At 65.8% G+C, this 26,939-nt stretch carries 31 protein-coding genes and 1 tRNA gene; 16 read left to right on the forward strand and 16 right to left on the reverse strand.

The window, feature by feature from the left end; all coding sequences use genetic code 11:
• Positions 1–164 precede the first annotated feature (164 nt).
• From LIX00_RS09140 to LIX00_RS09155, 4 genes are read left to right on the forward strand one after another with little or no spacing between them, the layout of a single operon-like run.
• Positions 165–1,211, forward strand: coding sequence for a DUF8173 domain-containing protein (locus LIX00_RS09140; RefSeq protein WP_227352884.1), 1,047 nt, complete (start codon positions 165–167; stop codon positions 1,209–1,211).
• Positions 1,212–1,236: 25 nt separating this feature from the next.
• Complete coding sequence (samp2, locus tag LIX00_RS09145) at positions 1,237–1,434, forward strand: ubiquitin-like small modifier protein SAMP2 (RefSeq protein ID WP_227352885.1); 198 nt, start codon at positions 1,237–1,239, stop codon at positions 1,432–1,434.
• The gene (locus tag LIX00_RS09150) at positions 1,431–1,814 is read left to right on the forward strand and encodes a GNAT family N-acetyltransferase (protein ID WP_227352886.1); all 384 of its coding nucleotides are present in this window, start codon (positions 1,431–1,433) and stop codon (positions 1,812–1,814) included. Before samp2 ends, LIX00_RS09150 begins: the two co-directional genes overlap by 4 nt.
• A gap of 26 nt (positions 1,815–1,840) precedes the next feature.
• Complete coding sequence (locus tag LIX00_RS09155; RefSeq protein ID WP_227352887.1) at positions 1,841–2,032, forward strand: hypothetical protein; 192 nt, start codon at positions 1,841–1,843, stop codon at positions 2,030–2,032.
• A gap of 15 nt (positions 2,033–2,047) precedes the next feature.
• Here the strand turns inward: LIX00_RS09155 and LIX00_RS09160 are convergent, their stop codons facing one another.
• Both LIX00_RS09160 and LIX00_RS09165 read right to left on the reverse strand, forming a co-directional pair.
• Complete coding sequence (locus LIX00_RS09160) at positions 2,048–3,250, reverse strand: MFS transporter (protein ID WP_227352888.1); 1,203 nt, start codon at positions 3,248–3,250, stop codon at positions 2,048–2,050.
• A gap of 88 nt (positions 3,251–3,338) precedes the next feature.
• The gene (locus LIX00_RS09165) at positions 3,339–4,721 is read right to left on the reverse strand and encodes a phosphoglucomutase/phosphomannomutase family protein (RefSeq protein ID WP_227352889.1); all 1,383 of its coding nucleotides are present in this window, start codon (positions 4,719–4,721) and stop codon (positions 3,339–3,341) included.
• A 123-nt stretch (positions 4,722–4,844) separates the two neighbouring features.
• Between LIX00_RS09165 and LIX00_RS09170 the strand changes: the two genes are divergently transcribed.
• A complete protein-coding gene (locus LIX00_RS09170) occupies positions 4,845–5,438 on the forward strand; it encodes an NADPH-dependent FMN reductase (protein ID WP_227352890.1) in 594 nt (197 codons plus the stop codon).
• A 14-nt stretch (positions 5,439–5,452) separates the two neighbouring features.
• On the opposite strand, the gene LIX00_RS09175 is transcribed toward LIX00_RS09170, so the two are convergent.
• The 3 genes from LIX00_RS09175 to LIX00_RS09185 all read right to left on the reverse strand — a co-directional run bounded on the left by LIX00_RS09175 (position 5,453) and on the right by LIX00_RS09185 (position 6,748).
• Complete coding sequence (locus LIX00_RS09175) at positions 5,453–5,728, reverse strand: GIY-YIG nuclease family protein (RefSeq protein WP_227352891.1); 276 nt, start codon at positions 5,726–5,728, stop codon at positions 5,453–5,455.
• A gap of 62 nt (positions 5,729–5,790) precedes the next feature.
• Positions 5,791–5,940, reverse strand: coding sequence for a DUF7563 family protein (locus tag LIX00_RS26280; RefSeq protein ID WP_438267072.1), 150 nt, complete (start codon positions 5,938–5,940; stop codon positions 5,791–5,793).
• Positions 5,941–6,178: 238 nt separating this feature from the next.
• On the reverse strand, positions 6,179–6,748 hold the full coding sequence (locus tag LIX00_RS09185) for a DUF1684 domain-containing protein (protein ID WP_227352892.1): 570 nt from the start codon (positions 6,746–6,748) through the stop codon (positions 6,179–6,181).
• 155 nt (positions 6,749–6,903) lie between these two features.
• Between LIX00_RS09185 and LIX00_RS09190 the strand changes: the two genes are divergently transcribed.
• Both LIX00_RS09190 and LIX00_RS09195 read left to right on the forward strand, forming a co-directional pair.
• Positions 6,904–9,252, forward strand: a complete 2,349-nt coding sequence (locus LIX00_RS09190) for an ATP-dependent DNA helicase (protein ID WP_368410742.1) — start codon at positions 6,904–6,906, stop codon at positions 9,250–9,252.
• A 154-nt stretch (positions 9,253–9,406) separates the two neighbouring features.
• The gene (locus LIX00_RS09195) at positions 9,407–10,102 is read left to right on the forward strand and encodes a hypothetical protein (RefSeq protein ID WP_227352894.1); all 696 of its coding nucleotides are present in this window, start codon (positions 9,407–9,409) and stop codon (positions 10,100–10,102) included.
• A gap of 68 nt (positions 10,103–10,170) precedes the next feature.
• Here the strand turns inward: LIX00_RS09195 and LIX00_RS09200 are convergent, their stop codons facing one another.
• The 7 genes from LIX00_RS09200 to LIX00_RS09230 all read right to left on the reverse strand — a co-directional run bounded on the left by LIX00_RS09200 (position 10,171) and on the right by LIX00_RS09230 (position 16,805).
• Positions 10,171–11,223 carry an ABC transporter ATP-binding protein gene (locus tag LIX00_RS09200; RefSeq protein WP_227352895.1) on the reverse strand — a complete coding sequence of 351 codons (1,053 nt, stop codon included), beginning with the start codon at positions 11,221–11,223 and terminating at the stop codon, positions 10,171–10,173.
• A gap of 23 nt (positions 11,224–11,246) precedes the next feature.
• Positions 11,247–12,917: an ABC transporter permease gene (locus LIX00_RS09205; RefSeq protein WP_227352896.1), complete on the reverse strand. Its 1,671-nt coding sequence runs from the start codon at positions 12,915–12,917 to the stop codon at positions 11,247–11,249.
• Positions 12,918–14,039, reverse strand: coding sequence for a thiamine ABC transporter substrate-binding protein (locus LIX00_RS09210; protein ID WP_227352897.1), 1,122 nt, complete (start codon positions 14,037–14,039; stop codon positions 12,918–12,920).
• A 241-nt stretch (positions 14,040–14,280) separates the two neighbouring features.
• Complete coding sequence (locus tag LIX00_RS09215; protein WP_227352898.1) at positions 14,281–14,673, reverse strand: DUF2267 domain-containing protein; 393 nt, start codon at positions 14,671–14,673, stop codon at positions 14,281–14,283.
• Positions 14,674–14,745: 72 nt separating this feature from the next.
• Positions 14,746–15,141: a hypothetical protein gene (locus LIX00_RS09220; RefSeq protein WP_227352899.1), complete on the reverse strand. Its 396-nt coding sequence runs from the start codon at positions 15,139–15,141 to the stop codon at positions 14,746–14,748.
• Positions 15,142–15,274: 133 nt separating this feature from the next.
• On the reverse strand, positions 15,275–15,736 hold the full coding sequence (locus tag LIX00_RS09225; protein ID WP_227352900.1) for a twin-arginine translocation signal domain-containing protein: 462 nt from the start codon (positions 15,734–15,736) through the stop codon (positions 15,275–15,277).
• 289 nt (positions 15,737–16,025) lie between these two features.
• On the reverse strand, positions 16,026–16,805 hold the full coding sequence (locus LIX00_RS09230; RefSeq protein ID WP_227352901.1) for a sulfurtransferase: 780 nt from the start codon (positions 16,803–16,805) through the stop codon (positions 16,026–16,028).
• Positions 16,806–17,046: 241 nt separating this feature from the next.
• On the opposite strand from LIX00_RS09230, the gene LIX00_RS09235 reads away from it, so the two are divergent.
• The 3 genes from LIX00_RS09235 (at position 17,047) to LIX00_RS09245 (ending at position 18,975) form a co-directional block, all read left to right on the forward strand.
• Positions 17,047–17,913, forward strand: coding sequence for a sulfurtransferase (locus tag LIX00_RS09235; RefSeq protein ID WP_227352902.1), 867 nt, complete (start codon positions 17,047–17,049; stop codon positions 17,911–17,913).
• A 136-nt stretch (positions 17,914–18,049) separates the two neighbouring features.
• Positions 18,050–18,289, forward strand: a complete 240-nt coding sequence (locus LIX00_RS09240) for a DUF7511 domain-containing protein (protein WP_227352903.1) — start codon at positions 18,050–18,052, stop codon at positions 18,287–18,289.
• 59 nt (positions 18,290–18,348) lie between these two features.
• The gene (locus LIX00_RS09245) at positions 18,349–18,975 is read left to right on the forward strand and encodes a ferritin family protein (RefSeq protein ID WP_227352904.1); all 627 of its coding nucleotides are present in this window, start codon (positions 18,349–18,351) and stop codon (positions 18,973–18,975) included.
• Positions 18,976–18,984: 9 nt separating this feature from the next.
• Here LIX00_RS09245 and LIX00_RS09250 read toward each other — a convergent pair whose 3' ends face one another.
• Both LIX00_RS09250 and LIX00_RS09255 read right to left on the reverse strand, forming a co-directional pair.
• Positions 18,985–19,254 carry a DUF7553 family protein gene (locus LIX00_RS09250; protein WP_227352905.1) on the reverse strand — a complete coding sequence of 90 codons (270 nt, stop codon included), beginning with the start codon at positions 19,252–19,254 and terminating at the stop codon, positions 18,985–18,987.
• A gap of 246 nt (positions 19,255–19,500) precedes the next feature.
• On the reverse strand, positions 19,501–20,250 hold the full coding sequence (locus tag LIX00_RS09255; RefSeq protein WP_227352906.1) for a topoisomerase DNA-binding C4 zinc finger domain-containing protein: 750 nt from the start codon (positions 20,248–20,250) through the stop codon (positions 19,501–19,503).
• A 75-nt stretch (positions 20,251–20,325) separates the two neighbouring features.
• On the opposite strand from LIX00_RS09255, the gene LIX00_RS09260 reads away from it, so the two are divergent.
• Positions 20,326–20,979: an HAD family hydrolase gene (locus LIX00_RS09260; protein WP_227352907.1), complete on the forward strand. Its 654-nt coding sequence runs from the start codon at positions 20,326–20,328 to the stop codon at positions 20,977–20,979.
• On the opposite strand, the gene LIX00_RS09265 is transcribed toward LIX00_RS09260, so the two are convergent.
• A complete protein-coding gene (locus LIX00_RS09265; protein WP_227352908.1) occupies positions 20,948–23,290 on the reverse strand; it encodes a DEAD/DEAH box helicase in 2,343 nt (780 codons plus the stop codon). The genes LIX00_RS09260 and LIX00_RS09265 overlap by 32 nt on opposite strands.
• Before the next feature lie 182 nt (positions 23,291–23,472).
• Here LIX00_RS09265 and ilvA point away from each other — a divergent pair, with 182 nt between their 5' ends.
• From ilvA to LIX00_RS09285, 4 genes are all read left to right on the forward strand, one after another.
• The gene (ilvA, locus tag LIX00_RS09270; RefSeq protein ID WP_227352909.1) at positions 23,473–24,684 is read left to right on the forward strand and encodes a threonine ammonia-lyase; all 1,212 of its coding nucleotides are present in this window, start codon (positions 23,473–23,475) and stop codon (positions 24,682–24,684) included.
• 52 nt (positions 24,685–24,736) lie between these two features.
• A complete protein-coding gene (locus tag LIX00_RS09275) occupies positions 24,737–25,117 on the forward strand; it encodes a Rid family detoxifying hydrolase (RefSeq protein WP_227352910.1) in 381 nt (126 codons plus the stop codon).
• A gap of 2 nt (positions 25,118–25,119) precedes the next feature.
• Positions 25,120–25,308, forward strand: coding sequence for a DUF7981 family protein (locus tag LIX00_RS09280; RefSeq protein ID WP_227352911.1), 189 nt, complete (start codon positions 25,120–25,122; stop codon positions 25,306–25,308).
• Between the two features lie 42 nt (positions 25,309–25,350).
• Positions 25,351–25,432 (forward strand) — tRNA-Ser (locus LIX00_RS09285).
• A 447-nt stretch (positions 25,433–25,879) separates the two neighbouring features.
• On the opposite strand, the gene LIX00_RS09290 is transcribed toward LIX00_RS09285, so the two are convergent.
• Positions 25,880–26,065, reverse strand: a complete 186-nt coding sequence (locus tag LIX00_RS09290; RefSeq protein WP_227352912.1) for an HVO_2922 family protein — start codon at positions 26,063–26,065, stop codon at positions 25,880–25,882.
• Between the two features lie 199 nt (positions 26,066–26,264).
• Between LIX00_RS09290 and LIX00_RS09295 the strand changes: the two genes are divergently transcribed.
• Entirely contained in the window at positions 26,265–26,882 is a 618-nt protein-coding gene (locus LIX00_RS09295) for a CAP domain-containing protein (protein ID WP_227352913.1), read from the forward strand.
• The last annotated feature ends 57 nt before the right edge of the window (positions 26,883–26,939 follow it).

Genomic DNA, 26,939 nt, shown 5'->3' on the forward strand with positions numbered 1-26,939 from the left:
GTCCCAGCAGAGGCACTTGCCGTTCTTAAAGGCCCCGAGACGCCGCTCCCGGTTCGTCCGTCGAATCGTCGCGCCCGATTAGCCTGTCGATTCCTCGCGCGCAACCCACGATGCTCGCGGACAACGACTCAATTACTATCCGCCCGGTACCCGACCGTCGGGACATGCGAACGCGCGCGGTCCTGCTGGCGCTCGTCCTGGTCCTCGCGGCGGTGCCGGCGACGGCGACGGCACAACAGACGCGAACGGGTGGAACGGTCGTCGTTCAGGAGGGAGAGACGGTGGACGGCGGCCTCACGACCGCCGCGGGAACCGTCGTCGTCCGCGGGACGGTGAACGGCGACCTGAGCGCGTTCGCCGGGAACGTCCTCGTCGCACGAACGGGTACCGTCAGGGGGGACGTGTCGGCGTTCGCCGGGAACGTCCGGATAGGGGGCGAGGTCACGGGAGACGTCGAAGCGGGCGGCGGCAACCTCGTCGTCGCCCGAACCGGCGCGGTCGGCGGGTCGCTCGAAGGGGCCGCGGGATACACGCTGTTGGCGGGAACCGTCGGGGGGGACGCCGAGGTCACGAGCGAGACGCTGCGGGTCGCGGAGACGGCGCGCATCGGCGGCGATCTCGTCTACGACGCCGAAACGTTCGAGCGCGCGCCGGGGGCGACCGTCGCCGGGACGGTTCGGCAAGACGAGACGCTCGCCGACGTCGGGCCGGCGCCCGCGCTGCGCGTGCCGAACTGGGTCGGCGCGCTGTACGGCTTCCTCGTAAACCTCCTGTTGGGCGCGGTGCTGCTGGCCGTGTTCCCGACGTTCTCCGGGCGCGTCGCCGAGCGAGCGCGCGACGACCCCGTCCTCTCGGCCGGCGTCGGCCTCCTCCTGCTCGTCCTCGTGCCGATTCTGCTCGTCGTCTTCGCCGTGACCATCATCGGGATACCCATCTCGCTGCTGGGGGCGCTGCTGTTCGCCATCCTGCTCTGGATCGCCGCGGTGTACGGGTCGTTCGCGGTCGGCCTCTGGTTGCTGTCGCTGGTCGACGAGACGAACCGCTGGCTGGCGCTGGCGGTGGGACTGCTCGTCGTCGCGCTCCTCGGTCGGATTCCCGTCCTCGGCGGTCTCGTCCGGTTCGTCGTCCTCCTGCTCGGCCTCGGCGCGCTGGCGATGGCGCTCCGGGCGCGCTACCGCGGGCGGCGCGCGACGCCGACCCCGACACGCTGAAGGCGCGACGCCGGTAAGAGGGGCCATGAACGTGACCGTCGAGGTGGTCGGCGAGGGCACTCACGAGTTCGACGCGGAGGGCGCGACGTACGCCGACCTGCTGTCCGAGGTCGGTTTGAGTCCGCACGAGGTGTCGGTGATGGTCGACGGGCGACCCGTGCCGGAGGACCAACCGGTCGAGGCGGAGCACGTGAAGGTGCTGCGGCTGATAAAGGGCGGATGACCGTCCGCCGCGCGACGCCCGACGACCACCTCACCGTCGTGCGGATTCTGGACGCCGCGATGCTCGAAACCGACGCGAGCGAGGTTCGGAAGCGAATCGACGCGGGCGACGTGCTAGTCGCGGAAGACGACGGGCGGATCCTCGGCGCTGCGGTGACCGAGTCGCGCGAGTCGGACGGCTACCTCGACTCCATCGCGGTTCGACGGGCGCGGCGCGGACAAGGAATCGGAACGGCGCTGGTCGAAGCGGCCCGCGACCGTCACGGAACGCTGACCGCGGAGTTCGACCCGAGCGTTCGAGCCTTCTACGAGTCGCTCGAATTCGACGTCGAATCGACGGAGGAGCGGAGACTGCGGGGGGTGCTCGAAAGCGAAGACTGATACGCCGCGTTTGCCAACGACGGCGCATGGACCAGAGGAAACGCCGCCGTCTCGCCGCCGTCTGGGTCGCGTTCGCCGGACTGATGGCGTTCTACGTGCTTCGAGACGGGGTCGACGCGTCGACGAGCGACCTGCTCGGACTGGTCACGGCGGCGCTCGGCGTGGGACTCGCGGCGCTGTACTACCTGAATCCGGGCGACGTGCTGTCGTTCGAGTGACGGCGGCGGGCGCGTTCAATCGGCGGTTCGTCGGTCCGACTCGGCACCGACGACCGGCGTCTCGACCGCGCGGACGGCGACGGAGGCGAGAACGAAGAAGCCGCCGAGAGCGGCCACCGCGACGAGCGGAGCGGTCGCGTCCGCCACGACTCCTGCCAGCGGTTTGAGGGGGATGCGAACCAGCGCGTACACCATCGACGCCGCGCTCAGGAGCGTGGCGCGTCCGGCCGACTCGACGCGGTCGTTGAGGTAGCCGCTCGCTATCGGGGCCATCACCGCCCGCGCGCTCTTCATCGCGAAGAAGAGCGGGAGCGCCGCGACCGGCGCGAGCAGCGGTACGACGAAGAACGCGGCCACCAGACCGGGGACGAGCAGCACGGCCCACCGGGTCGAGAGCAGTTCCTCTATCGTCGCCGCGTGGTAACTGGCGACCGCGGCGACGACGGTGAATCCGGCGTAGAGGGGCCCTAAGCCCGCCGCCGGAAGACCGAGCGTCCGGGTCGTAATCGGCTGGATGAACGTGTCGGCGGCGTTGACGATGCCGAAGAACAACGCCACGTACAGGACGAACGAGCGAAGCGGCGGTTCGGTCAACCGTCGGCGAATCACGGGGAGTGCTTCGCGGACGGTCAGTTCGTCCGCTCGGTCGGCGCGCCTCGAGCGGGGCATCGAGAGGAGGACGGGGATGGAGCCCGCGACGAGGAGCCCCCCGGCGAGAAACGGGAGCCACGGACGAACGGCGTACAGTCCGCCGGCGACGAGCATCGTTCCCGCGCTCACCCACCGGTTGACCGACCCGCCGCGTCCGCGGACGCGGGTGTACTCGTCCTCGCGGAGTCGGGATTCGAGGGCGTCGTAGAGCCACGCGTCGTCGGTTCCGGAACGGAACGATAGCCCGAGCGCCCAGAGGACGTACAGAACGGCGAATCCGACGAATCCGCGAGCGACGACGAATCCGAGGAGCGAGAGGGAAAGAAGGACGGAACCGACGAGGAGGCCGTTTCGACGCCCGATGCGGTCGCCGACGTACCCCGTCGGAATCTCCCCGAGGACGACGAACGCCGCGGAGACGGTGCCCAGGAGGCCGATCTGCGTGTAGGTGAGGCCGCGGTGGAGGAGAAAGACGGTGAAGACGGGCCAGAAGAAGCCGAACGTGACCGTCGCCTGGTAGAGGTAGTACTTCAGGACGAGCGGGGGCGGGGCGTCGGGGAGTCGCACGCCGAAGGATTGTCGAGTTTCGGGAAAAAAGTTCGCTGAATCGATTTATTGTATATCGTCTTTCACTTCCCCGGTATCGGCCGACCCGTTAAATCAGCGGTTCGACCAGTTCCTCGCCCGCCGCGAGAAGGTCGTCGACGCGCTCGTCGCTGTCGGCCTCGGCGTAGACGCGCATCTTGGGTTCGGTTCCGCTCGGCCGGACGAGCAGCCACGACCCGTCCTCGAGCAGAATCTTGAACCCGTCTTTCGTCACAACGTCCTCCACGTTCCGGCCCGCGACTTCCTCGGGCAGGTCGGCTTCGAGATCCGAGAGGACGCGCTCTTTCTCGTCGTCGGGGCACGCGAGACTTATCTTGTCCTGATGAATCTCGCCGAACTCGTCCAGCAGGTCGTCAACCCGCTCGTCGAAGGGGCGCTCCGCGGCGACCGCGGCGGCGAGCAGCGCCATCAGGACGCCGTCTTTCTCGCGGACGTGGCCGCGAATCGTGAACCCGCCGCTCTCCTCGCCGCCGACGAGGGCGTCGTGCTCGGCCATCGCCCGCGCGACCCACTTGAACCCGACGGGTGTCTCGTGGACCTCCTCGCCGTGCGCCTCGGCGATGCGGTCGATGAGGAAGGTTGTCGAGACGGTCCGAATCGCGGGACCGGAGTCGGCTTCGAGCAGGTAATCGTACAGCGCGGCGAAAAAGAGGTTCTCGTCCAGGAAGCCGCGGTCGGGCGTCGCGACGGCGATTCGGTCGGCGTCGCCGTCGTTGGCGATACCCAAGTCCGCGTCGTTCTCTCGAACCGCCGCGACCAACTCCTGCAGGTGGTCGGCGTCGGGTTCCGGCGGCGTGCCGCCGAACTCGGGGTCCTGCTCGCAGTGGAGTCGTTCGACGCTCGCGCCCGCCGCCTCGAGGAGGCGGTCGGTGACGCCGCGCCCGCTCCCGTGCATGGCGTCGTAGACGACCGAGAGGTCGGCGAAGTCGCTCTCCACGAGGTCGAAGGCGTGCTCCTCGTAGGGCGCGACGAAATCCTCCTCGCGGACGACGCCGTGTTCGTCCTCCGGGAGGGGGTCGGGGTCGGCGAGTCGGGCCTCGATGTCGTCGGTCACCTCGGGAAGCGCGGGCGCGCCGTCCGCCGGGATGAACTTCACGCCGTTGTACTCCGGCGGGTTGTGGCTCGCGGTTATCATCAGACCGCCCGCGAGGTCGCGGTCGGCGATGGTCCACGCGAGGACGGGGGTCGGCGTGTCCCGCTCCGGGATGAGCACGTCGAAGCCGTTCGCCGCGAGGACGCGACAGAGGTCTTCCGCGAACCCGCGCGACGTTTCGCGGGCGTCGTAGCTCACCGCGACCGTCTCGCCCGCTCGATCTTCGACCTCGCGGAGGTAGTCGGCGACCGCCTGTCCGACGATTCGGACGCGCGGCGACGTGAACTCGTCCAGCGTTGCCCGCCAGCCGTCGGTTCCGAACGAAATCGGCGTATCCATACTTCGTCCGTCGTCGTCGCAGTCGAAAAAACCACCGTGTCGGAGGCACGGTCGTGACAAAAACGATACCGGGGCGACGTCGAGCCGAGTGGATTAAACGTTCTCGGCACCGAGAGACGAACAATGACAGCAGTACCGAAGGTCGTCGCGCTGTGCGGAAGCATGCGCGACGGCAGCCACACGCGAACCGCTTTGAGGCACGTACTCGACGCCGCGGAGGAAGCCGGAGCCGAGACGGAGTTGCTGGACGTGCGCGACTACGACCTTCCGGTGTTCGACCCGGACGAGGACGAACCGGAGGACGCGGTGGAGATTAAACGGGCGATTCGGGAGGCCGACTCGGTCATCCTCGGCAGTCCGGTCTACCACGGATCGTACAGTTCGGCGTTCCGAAACGTCCACGACTACTGTAGTTTCGACGAGTTCGAGGACACGACGGTCGGCCTGCTCGTGGTCGCCGGCGGCGGGTCCTACGCCAGCACGCTCGACCACATGCGGATTACCGTTCGCGGCGTCCACGGCTGGGTGCTCCCGCACCAGGTCGGCATCCGGCGGGCGTACGACCAGTTCGAGGACGGCGAGTTCGTCGACGAGGACTTAGAAGAGCGCACCCGAAAGCTCGGACGACAGGCGGTCGAGTACGCCTTCATCACGCCGGACGTGACCTCGACCGAGGCGGCCGAGGACGCGGCGGAGGAGGCGGCGGCGGACGACTGAGAGCCGCCGCTCGCTCACCGGTTCTTCTCCGGGCTTTCAACCGGACGCTCCTCCACCAGTCGTTCCTTTTCGGCGCGGCTGAACTGTTTTATCTCGTACTCGCGGGACATGGCGGCGGACTTCGACTCGAACCGCTCCGCGTGGACGAGTTCGATGGGCGTCCGCCCGCGGGTGTACTTCGCACCGTCGCCGGCGTCGTGTTCCGCGACGCGGCGGGCTACGTCGGTCGTGTATCCGGTGTAAAAAGTGCCGTCACTGCATTCGACGACATAGACCCAGTGGGTAGTCACATCTGACAGGCTTCGCGTGGTTCGTCTTGTTCCTGTCGATCCCACCCGTTCGCCTCGTCGGGCTATACGTTTTGCGCGCGCTGTCGCGCTACCTCGGCGATTCCGGCGTTCGCAGAGCAGGCGGGGCAAGCGCGGATGTGACCGTCTTCGTCAGCGAAGACGCGCGCGAATCGTTCGGAGACGTGCGCGTTGCAATGGTCGCAGTTTGGCATGCTTTCAGCCGACGACAGCGCCGTCGGCATCCAGTTCTTGGCGGCGAACACCTAAAAATCCTTTCCAAATTCTCACCCAAATTCAGGAATGCCAAAGAAATGTTTTCATAATACGGAATTCACGCCGCGAAGGGAACCGTTCGATGGCGAATCGAAAGACAAATTTCGGGCATCAAAAACTCGGTCGCAACCCCTTCCCTTCCGGTGGAGATGGATATCGCCGCCGCGTCTGGCGGTCTCAGCGGTCGTCCCGCGTCCGCTCGCCGGCGCGAACCGCGACGTCCAGCCAGTTCTCCTCCGGCGGGAGGGGGCACGAGAACGTCTCGCTGTAGGCGCAGAACGGCGAGTAGGCGAGGTTGAAATCCAGCGTGACCTCGTCGGCGTCGGTCAGCGCGTCGTCTGGATGGAGGTCGAGGTAGCGCCCGTTCTCGTAGCTCTGCTGGCCCGTCGTCTTGTCGCGGAACGGAACGAACAGCGACTCCTGACCCTCCTGCTGGTACGCCGAGAGCGAGCAGTTCTCGCCGCCGATTTCGAATCGAAACGTCACTGTCCGGAGATACCGCTGGGGTGGTCCGGCGGTCGTTTCAAGTTCGAGCGGTTCCGGTTCGTCGTGCGTCTCGACCGCGGCGGTCACGCGATACTTCGGATCGGGGTCGAAGTACGGGAGACCGTCGAACTGGTCGCGCCGGTCGGGCGGAATCGGCGACTGCGGGTGGTCGCCGAGGAACTCGTCCTTCTCGTCGCGCAGGGACTGCAGTTCCTTGCGCCAGTCGTCGTCCGAGAGTTCGGTCGGGTTCGCGTCGGCCATAGCGGGCGGTAAGAGTTCGCGGCGGGTAAACACTGCGTCGTGAGTCCTCGACTTCTCGCTCCCACGCCACTTCCGGCCCGCGCCAAGGTTTAAATACCGAGACGGGACCACTCCAGTTCAACAGCCCTAAGCACGTGGCTGACGGAACAATGATGATGGCGGATTGGCGGACGATATTCGGACACGACGAACCCTACGACGAGCAGGTGGACGGCATCGAGACGGCCATCGAGACCGCCCGCGACGACGGTTTCTCGGTCATCGAGGGGGCCTGCGGGACTGGCAAGACGATGCTGGCGCTGACGGCGGGTCTCCACCTCGTGCGGGACCCAGACAGCCGCTACGAGCGCGTGTTCGTCCTTACGAGCGTCAAACAACAGCTCCGCCAGTTCGAGACCGACTTGCGAACGATCAACGCGAACCTCCCCGACGACTGGAAACCCGTCTCCGCGCTCACGCTCGTCGGGAAGGCGGACGTCTGCCCCTACAACCGCGAGAACGCGGGGGGGATCGACGACGGCAACGTCTACGAACGATGCGAGGGGTTGCGCGAGCGCACTCGCGACCTGACCGGCGAAGGCGGCTCCACGACCGCACAGAACCTCGCCTCACGAGCCAGAAGCCAGCAGACCGGGCTGGCCGATTCGGGAAGTCGCGGCGGCGCCGCGACGTACCTCGAAACCGCGGACGAACCCTCCCCGTACCCGCCCGAAATGCCGGAGTACAGCGACGTGGAGTACTGTCCGTTCTACGCCCAGTTTTTGGACGATCTGCCGGAGGACGGCGACCCCGTCGAGGCGGTTCCCTTCGATTTCGACGGCGGGGGTCTCATCGAACCCGACGACCTCGTTGCCCACTCGGTGCAGTGGGGCACCTGCCCCCACTCGATGATGGGCGCACTACTGAGTCACGTGGAGGTCGTCGTCGGAAACTACTACCACGCCTTCGACCCGGTGACGACGGCGGGGTTCACGGGCGCGCTGGTGGACGACTCCACCTTCCTCGTCTGCGACGAGGCGCACATGCTCGAACCGCGCGTCCGCGACCTCGTGAGCCAATCGGTCGGCGATTCGACGCTCCGGGACGCCGAATCCGAATTGACGCGCGTCATCCAACCGGTGAAGTTCGACGATCGGGAGTCGAAACACACCACCGCCGACGCCGACCTCGTCCGCGCCGAACTCGAAGACGCGAACGTCACACTCCGCGAGCTGGAAGAGACCCGCGACTTCGTCCGCGACCTCCGCGAGGAACTCGACCGGCGCGTCGCCGCGCACCTCGACAGCGAACACCGGGGCTGGAAGGCGAATCTCGCCGACCTCCCGGACGCGGAGATTCCCCTGCGCGACCCGACCGTCCCCCAACCCGACGAGATATCGAAGTGGGCCGAGAACGCGGGCTACGACGGCGGCACGTGGGCGCGCGCGGAGGCGGTCGGTGCGGTCGTCGCCCGCATCCTCAACGAAGCCGACGAGGAGGACAGGGAGCGCGCTTCCCTCCCGGCGGGTCGCACCCTCGGCGAGTGGTACCGAAACGACCACGAGGAGTACTTCCGCGAAATCGTCCTCGAACGGACGTGGAACGACCGCGAACCCGACGACTCGTGGCGACGGGCGTACAACGCGAAACTCGCCATGCAGAACTGCGTTCCGAGCGACGCCATCGGCGAGCAGCTCGGGGAGTTCGGCGGCGGCATCCTGATGAGCGCGACGCTCGAACCGCTCGAAATCTTCGAAGAGGTGTCCGGACTAGTGCACATCGAAAACGACGGACGGCCCGTCGTCGAACGAACTTACGGACTGAACTTCCCCGAACCGAACCGCGAGAGCTTCGCGATCGACGCGCCGAAGTTCACCTACGACAACAGGGGTGCGCCGGGCGAGGAGACGCGCGAACGACAGGTGTACGCCGACGCCATCCGCGACGTCGCCAGGTCGCCCGGCAACGTCCTCGTCGGAATGCCGAACTACGCGGAAGCGAAGTGGGCCGCGGAACACCTCCGCGAGGTGGTGGACAAGCGAGTCCTGCTGGACGAGAGTAGCGCGGACGACGCCACCGAAGCGTTGAAAGACGAGTTCTTCGACGGCGAGGCGAAGGTGCTGGTCACGAGCCTCCGGGGAACGCTCACCGAGGGCGTCGATTACCGGGGCGACCGACTTCGCGCCGCCGTCGTCTGCGGCGTCCCCATCATCAACACCGCGAGCCCCCGAACCCGTGCTGTGCGAACCGCCTACGAACGAAAGTTCGGAGACGGGTTCACGTACGCGCTCACGGTTCCGGCGGTGAGAAAGGCGCGGCAGGCGCTCGGGCGCGTCATCCGCGGTTCCGACGAGCGGGGCGTCCGCGTTCTCGTCGATAGCCGCTACGCCCGCGATTCGTGGGACAGCGTCAGGGAATTCTTCCCCGAGACCGAACGTGAAGAGTTCCAACCGGTCAGCCCCGACATGCTCTCGCTCGGATTGGAGCGGTTTTGGCGGGAGAGGCAACCGAACGAAAGCTTCTGACGGGCGGGAGCAGACGACCGACCGCGGTCAAGCAAACGTTTCGGCGAGGGAGGGATCGATAATCTCCGTATCCGGCGTATAGTTCGATATTACGACGCCGAACGGTGCACGCCGTTTTTATTTCGAGCCGACGTCCGATGCGCGGAGGAAACGCATGACACGAGAGGGCTCACCGAAGTCACAGCGCCGGGCGATTCTCAAGGCGACCGGAGCGGCGGCGGGCGTCGGACTGCTCGGCCGCATGGCGATGGCACAGGACGGCGGTGGAAACGGCCAGACGACTACGACAACCACGACGAACGGGACCGAGACGACGAACGGCGGCACCCAGACGACGGACGACGGCGGGCAACGAACCATCATCCTCGGCGGCCGCGTCGACTACTGGCTCGGACTCGCTCCCGAGGTCATCGCGGGTGCCGAGAACCCGACGCTCGGGTTGGTTCCCGACGAGGAGTACAGGCTCATCTGGATAAATCTCGACGGAAACAGACACAGATTCCAGATACTCGACGACCAAGGAGACGTGATTCAAAGCACCGGAGACACCGCTCAGCAGGGAGCGACGCGCGAGATGACGTTTCGGGCGGACGAGGATATGCGCCGCTACCGCTGCCGATACCACCCGGACACCATGCGGGGGGACATCAACCAGTCGGGCGAGTTCAGAACGACGTCGGGAGCACCCCCGGAAACGAACGGAACGACCAACACGACCCAGACGACGAACGGCGAGGATACGGCGACCGAGACGACCCAGACGACGAACGGCGGAAACACCACGACCCAAACCACCGAGACGACGGACGGAACCGCCACCACCCGAACGACCGACACGACGACCCGGTAGTCGGTCGCGTCCGCTTTCTCGGAAGCGCGTCGGAAAGGAGTCTCACGAAACGACCGAGCCGCCGCTTCTCATCGCTGTTCGACCAGTTCCGCCCGCCCGTCGATGACGTGCGCGTCGTCGGGGTCGAAGCCGACGCGAATCCGCTCGTCCCCGGGGGGTTCGGATACGCGGAGTGTCATCGGTCGTCCCTCCCAGTCGAGGCGGACGCGAAACGCTTCGCCGAGGAACTCGACGGTTTCGACGGTCGCCGAGAAGGCGTTTTCGTCGGCGTCCGGTCGGAGCGCCTCGGGGCGAACGCAAAACGTGACGCGGCCCGTCGTCGAACCGGAAACGCGGAACTCGCGGTCGCCGACCGCGACGCGCGACCCCTTCGTTTCGTGTGCAACCGTCGTCCCAGAAAAGACGTTGTTCTCGCCGACGAATTCGGCGACGAACCGCGACCGGGGTCGGCGATACACGTCCTCCGGGCGACCGATCTGTTCGATTCGGCCGTCGTGCACGACGGCGACGCGGTCGCTTATCGCCAACGCCTCCTCCTGATCGTGGGTGACGTAAACGGTCGTGATTCCGAGGTCGGACTGGATGCGGGCGACCCGCGTTCGCAGGTCGTCGCGGAGGCGCGCGTCCAGGGCGCTCATCGGTTCGTCCAACAGGAGCACGTCCGGACCGGGAGCGAGGGCGCGCGCGAGGGCGACGCGCTGTTGCTGGCCGCCCGACAAGGCGTCCGGGTCGCGGTCCTCGAACCCGTCGAGGTCGACCAGTTCGAGCAGTTCCGCGACGCGCTCGTCGCGGGTTCGCGTTCCCGGCGGGTCGCGGAAGCGAAGGCCGTAACCGACGTTCTCCGCGACGCTCATGTGCGGGAAGAGCGCGTAGTTCTGAAAGACGATTCCCACGTCCCTGTCCTCGGGCGGGACGCCCGCCATCTCGCGGTCGCCGAACCGTATCGCGCCGGCGGTCGGTTCTTCGAATCCCGCGATGGCTCGGAGGGTGGTCGTCTTGCCGCATCCCGACGGGCCGACGAGGGTGAAGAACTCGCCGTCTTCGACGCGGAACGACACGTTTTCGAGGGCGGTCACGCCGCCGTACTCCTTGCGGACGCCCGAGAGGCGAACGTCAACCACACCCCCACCTCCCGGGGGACGGACTACCCATCCTCCCACCTCCCGCCGAGGCGGTCGATGACGACGAAACTGACCGCGGTGACGACGAGCAGGACGGTACCCATCGCGGTGGCCGGGCCGAGCGTGCGGTTGCCGAGGTAGCGTTCGACTGCGACCGGCATCGTGTAACTGCTGCTGCCCGTGGCAAGAATAACTGTCGAGTCGAACTCGCCGATGCTGATGGCGAACGCGAAGGCCGCTCCGGCGACGATACCGGCGGCGACGAGAGGAAGTTCGACGTCCACCAGCGCGCGGGCGCGCGACGCGCCGAGCGCGCGGGCCGATTCCACCATCCGGGGGTCGATTCCGGAGAGCATCGGCGCGACGTTCCGCGTGACGAACGGATAGGCCGCGACGGCGTGCGCCGCGACGATGGCGAGCGCGCCGCCGACCCGGATCCGGGTTCCGGCGACCGGAACCCCGAACACCAGTCCGCGGAGCATCCCGAGTCCGACCATCACGCCGCTGACCGCGAGAGGGGCCATCGCCAGCGCTTCGACCGCGCGACCGCCTCTCGCGCGGGAGAGCACCGCGACGACGACGCCCATCGGGAGCGCGACGAGCAGCGTGCCGAGGCCGAAGACGAGCGAGTTGCGAACCGCGACGCCGGGTTTCGTCTGGAAGGACGCGCCGGTCGCCTGCCGCGTGACGAGGAACTCGTAGTAGCGAAGGGTGAATCCGGTCGGACCGGTCACGCTTTCGAGCACGGTGCTGACGAGCGGGCCGACGAAGACGACGCCGACGACGAGGAGGTAGGCGGCGACGCCCGCGCGTTCGAGCGTCCCCGCCGCGTCGCCGTCCGCGAGCAACCGCTTTCGGGGGAGGGGTCTGGTGGCCCGCGACGCGGCGGCCTGTCGCGCCTCGTAGCGGAGGTACCCGTATGTCAACGCGAGCGAGAGGAGCGTCTCGAGTACGGCGAGGACGGCGGCCTCGGAGTAGTCGAGTTCGCGGGCGAGGTCGTATATCCACACCTCGACGGTGGCGTACTCGAGGCCGCCCAGTTCGAGGACGATGGCGAACGACATGAACGTGAAGATGAACGTGAGAAGCGCGCCCGTGAAAATCGCGGGGAGCAATTGGGGAACCAACACGTCTCGGAACGCCCGGAACCGACCCGCGCCGAGGCTTCGAGCGGTCTCCACTTCGCGGGCGTCCACGCTCTCCCAAGCGGCGTTCGTCACTCGGGCGACGAGCGGGGCGTTGTAGAAGGCGTGGGCGACGATTATCGCGGGTAGGTTGTAGAGCAGCGAGTACGGACCGAGGCCGACGACCGAGAGCAGGTCGTTGAGCAGACCGTCCGTCCCGAACATCGCCACGAAGCCGATAACGACGAGGATGGAGGGCATGACGAACGGGAGGATGGTCAGCGAACGAACCGTCCGTCTGCCGGGAAACTCGTACCGCGAGAGGACGTACGCACCCGGCAGTCCGAGCGCGACGCTGGCTATCGTCGACAGCGTCGCCTGGTACGCCGTGAAGCCGAATATTTCGCGGACGTAGAAGGGGTCGGTCAGCACGTCGACGAAAGCGGCCGCCTCACCCGCTTCGGCGAAGACGATGGCGACCGGGAGGTAGAAGAGAACGACGAGGACGGCGCCGGTCGCAACGCCGAGGAGGGCGAGCGCGCGTCGCTCCAGCCAGCGGCGGGGAACCATCTACTTGCTCGCTATCTTCCGCGCCCACTGTTCGACCCACTCTTCGAGGTTGCCCTGCAACTCGTCGTAGGAGTAGGTGACCGGCTTCGCGGGCGCTTTGGCGTACTTGTCGAACTCCTTCCCGGGTGCCGCCCAGTCGGTCGCCGGGAACTGAACGTTGAGCGTCGGAATCTTCGACTGTACGGGCTTTGAGAGCATGAAGTCGAGGAACGCGTCCGCCAGTTTCGACCGGTCGGTGCCCGCGAACTTCGCCATCCCTTCGGGGTTCGCGTAGCCCTCCCCGTTCAGGAAGCCTATCTGGTGTTTCTTCATGTCCGCGCCCGAGCGGTGGGCGTACACCTGGTCGGTGGAGTAGGAGATGACGATGGGGCGCTCGCCGTTGGAGTACGCGGTGTAGGAGGCGTCCCACGAGCCGAGGATTTGCACGCCGTTTTCCTTCATCCGTTGCCAGTAGTCGAGATACCGTTCCGGGCCCGTCTGGTGGATGGTCCACAGGAGGAACGCCCGCCCCGTCGCGGCCTGCTGGGCGTTCTGCGTGATGAGTTTGCTCGCGTACTTCCGCTTCGCCAGCGCGTCGAACGTTCCGGGGTTGTCCGCTCGGTGGGCGTTGTAGACGAGGCTGATGTATCCGGTGTCGTACGGAATCGCGCGCTTTTTCGGGTCGAACGTTAGGCCGTCTTTGACGTGCCCGTAGTTCGACAGCGAGTCGGCGACGGGGGCGAACAGCTTCTTCCCGCCGAGTTTGTCGTCGATGGTGATGAGGTGGTCGACGTTTAGCCCGACGTACACGTCCGTATCGATATCGACGTTCTGGGCCTTCCGCTGAACGAAGTGGTTGACCTCGTTCTCGGGGGTCTGCCACCGGAGCGTCGCTTTCGGGTACTCCTTCTCGAACTTTTTTTTCACCCACGAACCGGGCGACGAACTCGGTGCGTCGACGAACGAACGGTACGTTGCGACCTTCAGCGTGCCGCCCAGTTCGGTCTGCGCGGTCGTCTTCGCGGTGGTCCCGGCGGTCGTCCCCGTGGTACCGGAACCGGGCGACTCGGAGCTTCCGTCTAGACAACCGGCGAGGCCGGCGAAAGCGGTGCTTCCGGCCGCGAGGAACGTTCGTCGTTTCATTACTCGGTGGTTACAGTGGGTGGTACTTAACGGACGTGATGCGCCCCGAGTATGTAATAATTCCGATAAGAATCGGGCGAATGGCGGTCGATGGATCGAATAGCGCTATATCAAATGTCCTATATTTCAATTCGCGTCGGAAATTATGCGGCGTTCCGCGGGCGGCGCAAAACGTTCGAGGCTTCTCGACGCCAGAGCGCGGGTGCCGAACTCGAACCGTGCTCGGCGTCGGCGGGGTCGTCTACTCGGCGGGGGAGAGCAGGCCGCCGTACTCCTCGTTTTCGGGGAGTTGGGAGATGACGTCCTGAAACTCCCCCGTTCCGACCGCCTCTTGAACCGCGTCCGAGACGGCCTGCGACGCGGTTCGCGGGTCGTCCGCGACCGCGTCGGCGTCGGCGCGGTCGGCGACCTTTTCGGCGAACTCCTCGAACGAGAACTGGTTCGCGTGCGAGTCCGCCTCCGTGAGTTGGTCGTCGAGTCCGGCTGGGAGTTGCGCCGCGAGGTCTTCGGCCTCGTTCTCGGTGATGCGTTCACCGAGCGTCGTCAGCACTGCTTGCGTCGCGTCTGTCGCTTCTTCCCGCGAGGAGAAGTCCGCGCGCTGCTGAACCGTATCGATGAACGTATCTCGATCCATGCGTCGTAACGTATGCACAGTTCGCTTGTGAGAATTACGGCCGCGACGAACCGACGGGAAACTAAACCGGCGCTACAGCCTCGTCAACGGGGCCTCGATGAGGTTCAAGTTGGAACTGAAGTAGGTGGCGTCCTTCTCGAGCCGATAGCGACTCCCCGTCGGTAGATATCGGCGCGAGAAAAGGAAAGCGAAGATGGGCGTTCCGCGGTACGCGTAGTTGATGACGTAACCGTTGTAGTCGTCGGGTTGCGATATCACCTGAATCTCGTCCGGCGGTTGGTCGAGGATGGTGACCGTGACGAAAATCGGGAGGTTCGCCGCGATACGAAACGATACGCCCGGATAGTAGTCGCGCGCGAACACCAATGCGGTATCCGTCGGCTGAACCGCGGTCGATAATCGACCGCGCGCGATCGGTTCGGATGGAATCCCGTCCGATGGTGAGATGCCTTCGAATTCGCCGTTCATCGCTTTCCCCCTGACATAGCTTTGCTTGGTACGGTCGCGGTGGACGTAAATGGGCCGCCGTCTCACGGACGGATCGATAGCGGCGAAAAATGGTGCGAAATCGTGTCTTTTCTCCGATACGACGGCGAATCGATTAGCTGCCGCCCTCGAGACTGGTGCTGAGCAGGTTGAGCGTGCTGCTGAACACCGACGCGTCGCCCGAGAACCGGCGAGTGGTACCCGAATTCAGCGAGAGGTCGCGGCCGAACACGAACGTCGTGATCTGGCCCTGTCCGCCGCCGCCGCCGCCCAACAGGTAGCGGATGATGTACGCGTTGTAGTCGTCCGGTTGGCTGATTTCGGGGACGTTGCCGCCGCCGGGGCGCTGGAGGAGTCGAACCGTCGTCGACTGTTCCAGCGACTGGATAACCCGGAACTGGACGTTCGGGTGGTAGTCGTAGGTGTACACCAGCACGTTCTGTCCCTGCGCCGACGCGCTGCCGGCGCTGCCGAGACCCAACGCGAGCGCCCCCGTCGCGAGCGCGCCCTTCTTCATGAACGACCGACGTTCTTTCGATTCGACGTTCTCAGTGTCTTGTGTTTCTCGTTCAGTCATCCCTTTCCCCCCTCCAGGGGTGACAGGCTATAGGCCGGAACCGGAGATAAATGGCCGCGACCGTTTCGGTAGCCAATGGAAAACTATCATTGTTAGGTTTGGACCCACGCGAACGCCGGGAGCGGGTGTACCAACGCGTAACGCGGTATTCTCCGTTACGACGCCGTCTACGGCGATTACCGAACGGCAACGGGAGCGCATCCGCGCCCCGTCAGCGGAGGGTTTTTAGGGGGAGTTCGAACGCGAGGGGAGACGACGCGTGCGGGAATCGGTCCGTGGCGAGCGAGGGTTACTTCGTTTCCAGTTCGCCGTCCGTCTCCATCCACTCGGTGAGACTCCCCTCGTAGAACCCGATATCGTCGTACCCGAGGTACGAGAGCACGACGTAGGTGTGGCTGATTCGCCGGGCGGTGTTACAGTAGAGGACGACTCGCCGGTCGGGCGTGACGCCGTTCGCCTCGAGAATCGAGCGGAGTTCGTCGCGGGGTTTCAGACCCCGCGTCTCGTCGTCGACGAGGTCGAGCCAATCGACGTTGACCGCGCCGGGGAGATGTCCCTCCGCGAACTCCTCGGGGGTCCGAGTGTCGACGAGCACCGCATTCGAATCGTCGGCGGCGGCTTCGACCTCCTCGCGTCCGACGACCGGGGAGTTTTCGGGGTCTCGAACCGCGTACTCGATCGGTTCGATGTCGGGTGCGTCGGTCGTCGTCTCGTGGTCGTTCTGCCACGAACTGAAATCGCCGTCCAGCAGGTAAAGGTTCTCGTGGCCGTACAGCTCCGCGGTGACGAGGAATCGGGCCGCGAACACGCCGTGCATGTCGTCGTAGGCGACCACGACGTCGTCTTCGCCGATGCCGACGCCGCCGAGGAGGTCGGCCCACGTTTCGGCTCCGGGGAGCATCCCCGCGTCGTCCGCGTCGGCGGAGCGGAATCGGTCGAACGGGACGTTGACCGCGCCGGGTAGGTGGCCGATTCCCTCGTACTCCCAGTCGTCGCGCACGTCCACGACGCGAACCTCGTCCAGTCGCTCGGCGAGCCAGTCCGCGGAGACCACGACGTTCTCGTGCATCGTTCGGGGGTAGCGACGCCAAGGCCTTAGCGCTCCGGGTTCCGTCGAAGTACGCGGATACTGGAGTTCCCGGCAATCGTTACCGCATCTTTCCGGGTGGCGGTCACGTGACCGAAGAGTGACACTGAAAGCGATCGGAATCGTCCGCATATCCCGGCCGTATTTGCCGGTATACTCGACAGAAGGCGGAAGCTTCCGGCAGTAACAAGAATATAACCCGAGCGCAGAGATGTAGACGTGCATGAGCGACAGTGACTACGCCAAGGACGTGCTCGTCACCGCCGACTGGGTGGAAGAGCACCTAGACGAGTTCCAGAGCGACGACTCGGAGTATCGCCTCGTAGAAGTGGACGTGGACACCGAGGCCTACGACGACGCCCACGCGCCGGGTGCCGTCGGCTTTAACTGGGAGACGCAGCTCCAAGACCAGACGCAACGCGACATCCTCGAAAAGGACGATTTCGAGGAACTGCTGGGCAGTCACGGTATCACCGAGGACTCCACCGTCGTCCTCTACGGTGACAACTCGAACTGGTTCGCGGCCTACACCTACTGGCAGTTCAAGTACTACGGCCACCGCGACGTGCGCCTGCTCGACGGCGGCCGCGACTACTGGCTGGAGAGCGACTACCCGACGACCGACGAGGTGCCGGAGTTCTCCGAGCAGAACTACGACGCCCGCGGCCCGTTCGAGGGCATCCGCGCCTACCGCGACGACGTGGAGAAGGCGATCGACCGCGGCGTTCCCCTCGTGGACGTGCGAAGTCCCGAGGAGTTCAGCGGCGAAGTGCTCGCGCCGCCGGGACTCCAAGAGACGGCCCAGCGCGGCGGCCACATCCCCGGCGCGTCGAACGTCTCGTGGGCCGCGACGGTCAACGACGACGGGACGTTCAAGAGCGCCGAGGAACTCCGCGACCTCTACGAGAGCGAGGGCGTCACCAACGATCAGGAGGTCGTCGCGTACTGCCGCATCGGCGAGCGGTCGTCCATCGCGTGGTTCGCACTGTCGGAACTGCTCGGCTACGACAACGTCGTGAACTACGACGGGTCGTGGACCGAGTGGGGTAATCTCGTCGACGCGCCCATCGAAACGGGTAGCGGGGAGTAACCGCTGAGCGGTCGAAGGCGGCGATACAGCAGTTTTCTGCGAACGGAATACCGACCGAACGCGACCGGGGAGCGGTACGTACCGCTATAGAGAACAACTAGCAGGGATTATCGAGAGTCGGTCGAACCTCGCTAGCGTGGCATCCATCAACCCTCACGAAGACGAGACGACCGGCCGTTTCGACTCCGGCGAGCCGACCGAACCGAAACCGAGCGCCACCCCGTCGCGGTTCGAGCTGTCGGCCGTCGTCGTCGGGTACGACGACCGACCGGACAGGTGCACGATATTCCCGACCGAGGCCACCCGCCTACAGCGGATGGCCCGCTGGATAACCGCCGACGCCGACGCTTTCGTCTCGCTGGACGAACGCCGCTGAGCGTTCCGTCTCTTTCCGGGGTCGGTGGTTACAAGCCCGGCGGCTCCGTATCTCGACGCATGAACCCGGACGAATTCGTCGAAGCCGTCCGCAAGGAGAACGAAACCGCCCTCTCGCGGCTCGGCTCTTCGAAGTCGCTGTACGCCGCGACGGGGGGCGAGATGGAACCGGACGAGGTGTTCCGCGCCGCCGCCACCTCCGAACGCGCCGCCCGTCGAACGTTCGAGGGGTGGGCAGACGAGGAAGACGACGCGGACGCGAAGGAGTTGTTCGCCGACCTCGCGGAGACCGAAGCGGAGCACTACGAGAGGGTCGCCGGGAAAGTGGACGACCACGAACCCGGCGAGACGCCCGCTCTCCACGAGTACCTGCGCGGACTGGACGACACCCGCGCGCGTCTCGGCGGACTCGTCGGGCGCGTGCTGGCGAGCGAGAAGTCGAAATCGCAACTGACGGGCTTTTTCACGGGGCAAGCCGACCCGCAGACGGCCCAGTTGTTCCGCGACCTGAAGGGGGACCTGGACGAGCAGTTGGAGGGCGCGCTCTCCGCGCTCGCGAACGAGTGCGACACCGACGAGAAGTGGAACGAGGCGAAAGAAGCCGCCGGCGGTGCTATTTCGGCGGCCTACGAGGAGTACACCGAATCGCTCGAGTCGATGGGAGTCAACCCGAAACCCGTCTGCTGACGGAACGACTCACACCCCGCTCACGGTCTCGCGGTGCGCTTTCACGTGGTCGTAGGCGCTGTCGATCCGCTCCGCCGTCTCCTCGTCCACGTCGTTTTTCAGTTCGGAGAGCACGTGCATGATTCGGTCGAGTCGACCGTGGTCCGGGCCGTGCTCGGCCTCGGCGAGACCGCGGAGCGATTCCGCCTGCGATTCGAGTCGGTCTTTCGTCTCGCCCGAAACGCTCGCGCTGGCCTCTTTCAGTTCCTCCGCCGCCTGTATCAGTTGTTCTCGTGGCACGCGCGGGAAGACGGATGCGAGGAAGTTAGTGCTATGGGCGCTCTGATAACGCGAAGAACCGTGGCGATCGGCGAGTTCGTTTCGAACTTGGGCACCACATCGTCCGAAGACTGACTCGGGCGCGACGCGGGCGTCGCAGGTTCACAGGAGAGTCCCCACCCACCCAGAATGCGGGGGGCGACCGCATTCGACCGAACGGGGGAACGCGGACCACCTGTAGCTACGGCTTCGATGTTCCAGCCTTTTTCACGCGCTCAGTCCCCCCGACTCGAGAGCGTCGCAATCGCCGTCGAGACACCGCCGTCCGGTTCGCGTCCGGAACGCGGGAAGGCCGCACGCGCAGGACTCGACAACTCTACCCGCGGGAACTCCGAACGCGGTCTCGCAGTCGGGATAGCGGTCGCAACCGGCGATGATCCCGCCGCGCCGTAGTATTCGGAGGTCGGCTCCGCAGTCCGGGCAGTCCCACTCCCGGTCGAATCGCGCCCGCACCGCGTCCAGGATGGTCCCGCAGTCGCGGTCGATGCAGAGTTCGAACCGCTCGCCGCGCTCGACGCGCATCGTCGGCAGGCCGCAATCGCAGGTGTCCCCGCCGACGCTCGCCCGGCGAGGGATGCGGTACTCCCGCCGACAGTCGAGACAGGAGACGGTTCCGTCCGCCCGCGTGAGCGCGCCGTCGCAGTGCGGACAGGTGCCGACCGGGATGCCCGCCTGCGAACCGGGATACCGGGAGATACCGTAGCAGGTGTGACAGTCCACTCGAAGGCGGCGGTCGCTCGTCGCGGCGACGAGGGTGAAGACGTCGCCGTCGAGCGTCGCGCGGGCGGTTTCGGCGCGCGTCAGCCACTCGACCGGCTGGTATCCGTCCACGTCGTGAACGAGCAGGGTATCGTCGGGTTTCAACACGGCGACCACCTCGCCGCGACGGCGACGCTCGGCGTCGCCGTCGGTCGTTATCGTGCAGTCGCCCGCGAACACGCGTATCGTGTCGGTCATGGCCCGGAGTGGTCGCGGTTTCCGATTTAAACGTTCGGGCGAAGGGCTTTGGGTCGCTCGGCAGAAGGAAAGGGTATGGACGCAGTGCTGTTCGACATGGACGGCGTCGTGGTGAACTCGGAGGACTTCTGGGTCGAACTCGAGGAGGAGACGATCTTCCCCGAGGTCGGCGTGGACGACGTGTCCGCCGACGAGATAACCGGGATGAACTACCGCGAGATATACGACTACCTCGATTCGGAGTACGGAACGACGGCCACGAAAGCGGAGTTCGTCGCCATCTACGACGAGGCCGCGAAGAAAATCTACGGCGAGCACGTAGCGCTGATGGACGGATATCACGACCTGTTGGACGAGTTGCGCGACCGAAGGGTCGAGGTCGCGCTCGTCTCCTCGTCGCCCCACGACTGGATAGAGATCGTGCTCGACCGCTTCGACCTCGAGTTCGACGAGATCGTGAGCGCCGAGGATATCGACGTACCGGGCAAGCCGGAACCGGCCATCTACGAGTACGCGGCGGCGCGACTCGACCGACGCGCCGACGAGTGCGCCGCGGTCGAGGATTCGGAGAACGGCGTCGAGTCGGCGGTTCGGGCGGGAGCGTACTGCGTCGGCTACCCGAACGGCGCGAAGGAACTCGACCTCTCGGCGGCGGACGTGATCGTCTCGTCGCCCGCCGAACTGCGCGACGAACTGCTCAGTCTACGCGCACCGACCGAGAATCGGTGACCGGCAGGAGCGGGAGGTCGGGGAACGCGACGCGAACCACGAACTCCATCTCGTCGTCGGTGCCGCCGAAGACGCCGACCGGAACCGTCGTCTCCCCGTCGAGGAAGGTGCTCTTCGCGGTCATCTCCACGCCGTTGACGGTGACCTCGACCGCCGCCTGCTCGCCCCGTCCGCGGTTCCGCAGGACGACTTCTTGCATGTCGTTCTCGCCGCGAGCGATGCGCTCGGGGAACGCGCCCCACTCGATTCCCACGTCGGGGAGGTCGCGGGCGCTCGCTTCGACCTGTTCCGCGACGCCCTCGGAGAGCCCCGCGTCGACGAGGCCGTCGACGCCGGCGTCGCGCACGTCGGCGGGCGTTTCGAGACCCTCCGTCGCCAGTTTGCTCGCCCGGCCTGCGCCGACCCCGTCGATGGCGGTGAGGCCGACCGCGTCCGCGCCCACCCCGTTCTCGACGCGGGCTTCGACGCGGGTGACGAGGTTCGCGGCGGCGGGGCGGTCGAGTCGCTTCAGGAAGGCCCGGAGCGCGGCGAGGAGTCGAACCGCGTTCTGCTGGATGACCCACGCGTCGCTCCGGAGTTCGCCGGGCGTCGACCCCGTCATGCTGGAGCGGAGGATGGCGAGTACTTTCCGCCCGCCCGCCTCGAGGTCGCCGGAGTCCTGTCCGACGAGCACGGAGTTGACGGCGTCCCGCTCCGACTGGCGGGCGCTCACGCTGTCGAACTCCGCTGCCCCGGCGACCGCTTCGAGGACGGCGGGCGCGTCGATGTGCTCGCGTTCGGACAGCGCGCGGAATCGCTCCGCCGTGTCGAGGTCGAGGTAGAACTTCGAGGCGAGCATGGCGAGAGGGGTTCCCTCGATGCCGAGGTCGTCGCCCGTCTCCACGAACCCGCGGTCGACGAGGCGTTCGAGGGTGGCCCGGACGCGCTCGCGGTGGTTCTCGAAGTCGTACCGGTCGGGCTTGCTTCTCGCGCGGACGTAGTAGAACGTCGTTTCGAGCCACGACATCACGTCCTCCAAGTCCGAGATGGTGCCCATCGCGATCTCGGCGTTGAGGTGCGAATCGAGGTCTTCCGCCAGTCTGGACTCTATCTCCTTTCCGTCGCGGAGCAGTTTACGGTACTTGTCGGCGTCCGCGTGGTCGCAGACGACCCAGCCGTAGCCGACGTCGTCGTAGCCGGGCCTGCCCGCCCGCCCGAGCATCTGGAGCACGTCGAGGGGACTCATGTCGACCTCGCCTTCGAGGGGGTCGTGGAGCTTCGTGTCGCGCAGAACGACGCACCGGGCGGGGAGGTTGACCCCCCACGCGAGCGTGGAGGTCGAGAAGAGGAACTGAATCTTCCCGGCCCGGAACCACTCCTCCACGAGGTCGCGGTCGTTCTTCGACAGTCCCGCGTGGTGGAAGGCGACGCCGTCGAGGACGGAGTTGCGGAGCGTCTCGTTCCGGAGTTCCTGGGTCTCGGTGTGAAAATCGTAATCGCCGCGCGCGGCGATGGGCAGGTCGCGCTCCGCGATTTCGTCGCGGGTCTTCTTCGCGGCTTGCACGGTGTCCTGTCGGGAGGCGACGAAGACGAGCGCCTGCCCGTCGTCGCGGACGTGCGGTTCGGCGAGGTCGAGCGCCCGGTAGAGTCGGCGGTACTTGTCCGCGAAGGAGTTGTCGCCGTGGGTGTACGTTTTCACGTCGGCGTGGAGGTCGACCGGGCGGTAGTCGTCGCCGAACTCGAAGGTGGTCTCCGGCGGGGCGTCCAGCCACTCGGCCACGTCGTCGACGTTCGGCATGGTCGCCGAGAGCGCGACGATTCGGGGGTCGCAGAGCCGGCGCAGCCGGGAGATGGTCACCTCGAGGACGCTGCCGCGCTTCTCGGAGTCGAGGAGGTGTACCTCGTCGATGACGCAGCAGTCGATGTCCGTGATGAAGGAGTAGCGCGCCGAGTCGTGTTTCCGGGTCGCGGAGTCGGTCTTCTCGGGCGTCATCACGAGGATGTCGGCGCGCTCCGCCCGACGCGGGTTGAGGTCGCGCTCGCCCGTGACGACGTAGACGGAGTGGCCCAGTTCCTCGAATCGCTCCCAGTCGCTTTCCTTCTCGTTCGTCAGCGCCCGGAGCGGCGCGATGAAGAGCGCGGTGCCGCCGTCGCGGAGCGCCTTACAGATGGCGAGTTCCGCGAGCGCGGTCTTGCCGCTCGCCGTGGGCGCGCTGGCGACGACGTTCTCTTCGCTTTCGAGCAGCGCGGGGAGCATCTCGCGTTGCATCCGGTTGAACTCCTCGAAGGAGAACGCCTGCTCGAACTCGGGAACCACCTCGGAGACCTGCATCGTTTCGTAGGCGGGGCGGGGAGGGGAAAGGCGTTTCCTTACCGGATTGATGTATCGGAAAACGAGTGTCAGGTCGCGGGAAGATGGGGACGACGGCGGAGACGCCGCCGAAACCCGCCGCCGTTCGAACCGCCCGCCAAACTTCCCAAACCATAAAGCGACCCCGAAAACTACCGACCACCATGCTCGAATTCGACGACGTGCTGGCGGCCCGAGAGCGGGTGGCCGAGACCGCTCGGCACACGCCGCTCGACTACTCTCACACCTTCTCTCGGATGACGGGGGCGGAGGTGCACCTGAAACTGGAGACGTTCCAGCGCACCGGGTCGTTCAAGATTCGCGGTGCGACCAACCGCATCGAAACGCTCTCCGACGAGGAGAAGGAGGCGGGCGTCGTCACCGCCAGCGCGGGCAACCACGCGCAGGGGGTCGCGCTCGCGGCCACGCGGAGCGGCGTGGACTCGAAGATCGTCATGCCGAAACACGCCCCCATCTCGAAGGTTCGAGCGACCCAGAGCTACGGCGCGGAGACCGTCCTCCACGGCGAGGACTACGACGACGCCGCCGAACGAGCCCACCGAATCGAGGAGGAAGAGGGGCGCACCTACGTCCACGCCTTCGACGACGAGGCGGTGATGGCCGGGCAGGGAACCATCGGACTGGAGATACTCGACGACCTGCCCGAGGTCGAGACCGTCGTCGTCCCGGTGGGCGGCGGCGGCCTCATCAGCGGCATCGCCACCGCGGTCAAGGGCCGCAACCCCGACGCGCGAATCGTTGGCGTGCAGGCCGAGGGCGCGTCGAGCGTCGCCGACTCGCTCCAAAAGGGGTCGGTGCAGACGTTGGAGAGCGTGGACACCATCGCGGACGGCATCGCCACTCGGAGCGTGGGCCGACGGACGTTCGAGGTCATCGAGTCCCGCGTCGACGAGGTCGTCACCGTCTCGGACTCCGAAACCGCGGTGGCGCTCGCCTACCTCCTCGAACGCGGCAAGACGCTGGTGGAAGGAGCGGGCGCGGTCTCCCTCGCGGCCACCCTCGAAGGGAAGTTCGAGTACGACGACGACGAGGTCGTCGTCCCGGTGTTGAGCGGCGGCAACATCGACATGAACATGCTCACGACGGTCATCATGCGCGGACTGGTCGAGACGGGACGCTACCTGAAGATACGGACCGTGCTCAAAGACCGGCCCGGGTCGCTCCGCGAACTGTTGGACGTCATCGCGGAGGCGCAGGCGAACATCTACGCAATCCAGCACGACCGCACCTCCCGCGACATCGGCATGAACGCGACGGAGGTGGAGCTCGACCTCGAAACGCGCGGACCCGAACACGTCGACGAATTGCTCGAATCGCTACGCGAAAGCGGCTTCGACGTGGAAGTTCTCGTCTGAATTTCGTCTCCTCTTGACGTAGGTTTAAGTTCCGTCGGGTGAACACACCTGTATGAAACGCGTCATCAGCACGCAGGATGCCCCTGAGGCGGTCGGTGCGTACAGTCAGGCGACGACGAACGGCGACCTCGTGTTCACCGCCGGACAGATTCCGATGACCCCCGACGGCGACCTGCTGGACGACGAGGATATCGCGGTGCAGACGCGCCAGAGTCTGGAGAACGTCAAGGGCATCCTCGAGGAGGAAGGGCTGACCATGCAGGACGTGTTGAAGGTGACCGTCTTCTTGGACGACATCTCCAACTTCGACGAGATGAACGAGTCCTACAAGGAGTACTTCCAGGACAACCCGCCCGCTCGGAGCGCCGTCGAGGTCGCCAACCTCCCGAAGGGCGTCGGCGTCGAAATCGAAGCCATCGCCAGCAGCGAGTGAGCGTGGATCCCCGCGTCAAGTCGAGTCTCCTCTGGGGGGTCATCGGCGTCCTCGCCTTTCTCGTCCTCCTGCAGGGGTACGAACTGTACACGAACTATCGCTACCCGCTCGGGGTGAAGGTCGGCGCGGCGCTCGTCGTGGGAATCGGCGCGCCGCTCCTCACCTACGTCGCGGACGGGTACCTCGATTAGAACAGAAGCCTTTAAACGCGACACCCGGTTACGAATTGATGGGCCGGGATGGCCGAATGGCAAAGCGCACGCCTGGAAAGCGTGTTCCCTTACGGGATTCTGGGTTCAAATCCCAGTCCCGGCGTTCTATCGATTGTTTAACTCCCAACGTCACTGCCTCCTACGAAGTCCACGACGGGTATCGAAATAGCGATCCAATCGCTATGAGCGTGGGGGGGTTCACCATTATCGTCGAGATCGGTATGCCGCTCGAACCGATCATCGTCATCAAAACGAGCGTTCTGCTGTTCATCCTCGTCTTCGGGCTCATCGACATCTGTTCGTCGTTTTTTGGTTCACCGGTGTTTGGTTCATCTGGAGCGTATTCACTGTCATTCGTCTCTCTTTCAGTTCACCCGATGCCCGTCGCCACAACCATCTCGCGGTTTAGATCCGGTACGTGCGGTCGACATCGCTGGAGTACGTCCCGGCGGAGTTGGTGAAGACGCTTCGCGCCAGTGGCGCCGAATCGCGCGGTAAGTGAGTCGCGTCGCCGACCGAGTTCCGTCGAGAAAAAGGAGATGAAGTGCGGTTACGCTACCACTTCGACCGCGGAGCCGGGCGCGTTCTCCCGAACGCTCTCGATACCGTTTCTCGCCGTCTCCCGCCGTTCGTACCCTTCGCCGCTGTCGGCGATGATGTTCCCGTTGTCGTGAACCAGTCGCCAGCGCCACTCGCCGCGAGCGTCCCGATACAGTTCGAAGGTTGCTTTGCTCATCTGCGCGTGTAGATACGGGTGCGACCGACGTAATTCCCCCATTTATGACGATTTTCCGAACCGTCGGCTCGTCGGATGCGCGCCACGGTACGAATCCGACGGAACGGGGAGGACGTCGACCGCGGGAGGAGGAGGGAGGTTCGAAGGGAGCGAAACCCGAGCACGGGATTCATCTTTCGTCGGGGCGAAGGAAGGACGAATGCGCTCGCTCGCCCCGCTCGTCCTCGTCCTCGCCGCGACGCTGTTTTTCGGCGCGTATCTCACCGGCTATCCCGTCCCCGGCGATGGGACGCTCGATTCGCTCCAAGGAGCGGAAGTCGTCGAAGTGCCCGACGACCGACCGTCGACGTTGACCGACCCGAGCGACCCGCGCTTCCGTCGCTGGGTGGAGTTCTACATCCACGTCTACGTGAACGAGGAGCGAACCGAGCGGGGACTCGCTCCCCTCGAATTCGACGCCGCGCTGCGCGACGTCGCGCGCAACCACAGCGCCGAGATGGCCCGCGAGAACTACTTCGCGCACGTCTCGCCCTCCGGCACCGACCCCGGCGACCGCTATCGAAACGCGGGCTACTACTGTCTTCGGGGCGCGGGCGAGAACATCGCGTACACCTACTTCGACCGGCGGGTCAGAGCCGACGACGGGTCGGTGGTGCGCCACCGAACCGCCGAGGAACTCGCCCGGGGCGTCGTCTCGCAGTGGATGAACTCGACGGGGCACCGGAAGAACATCCTCTCCGAGAACTGGGAACGCGAGGGAATCGGCGTCTACTACGCCGAAAACGGGCGCGTCTTCGCCACGGAGAACTTCTGTTGAATAGTACCAAAAATTAAGTGTACTCGCTGATATTATCGAGAACGAGTGGTTGATTCG

This window comes from Haladaptatus salinisoli, from assembly GCF_020614375.1.
Lineage (GTDB): Archaea > Halobacteriota > Halobacteria > Halobacteriales > Haladaptataceae > Haladaptatus > Haladaptatus salinisoli.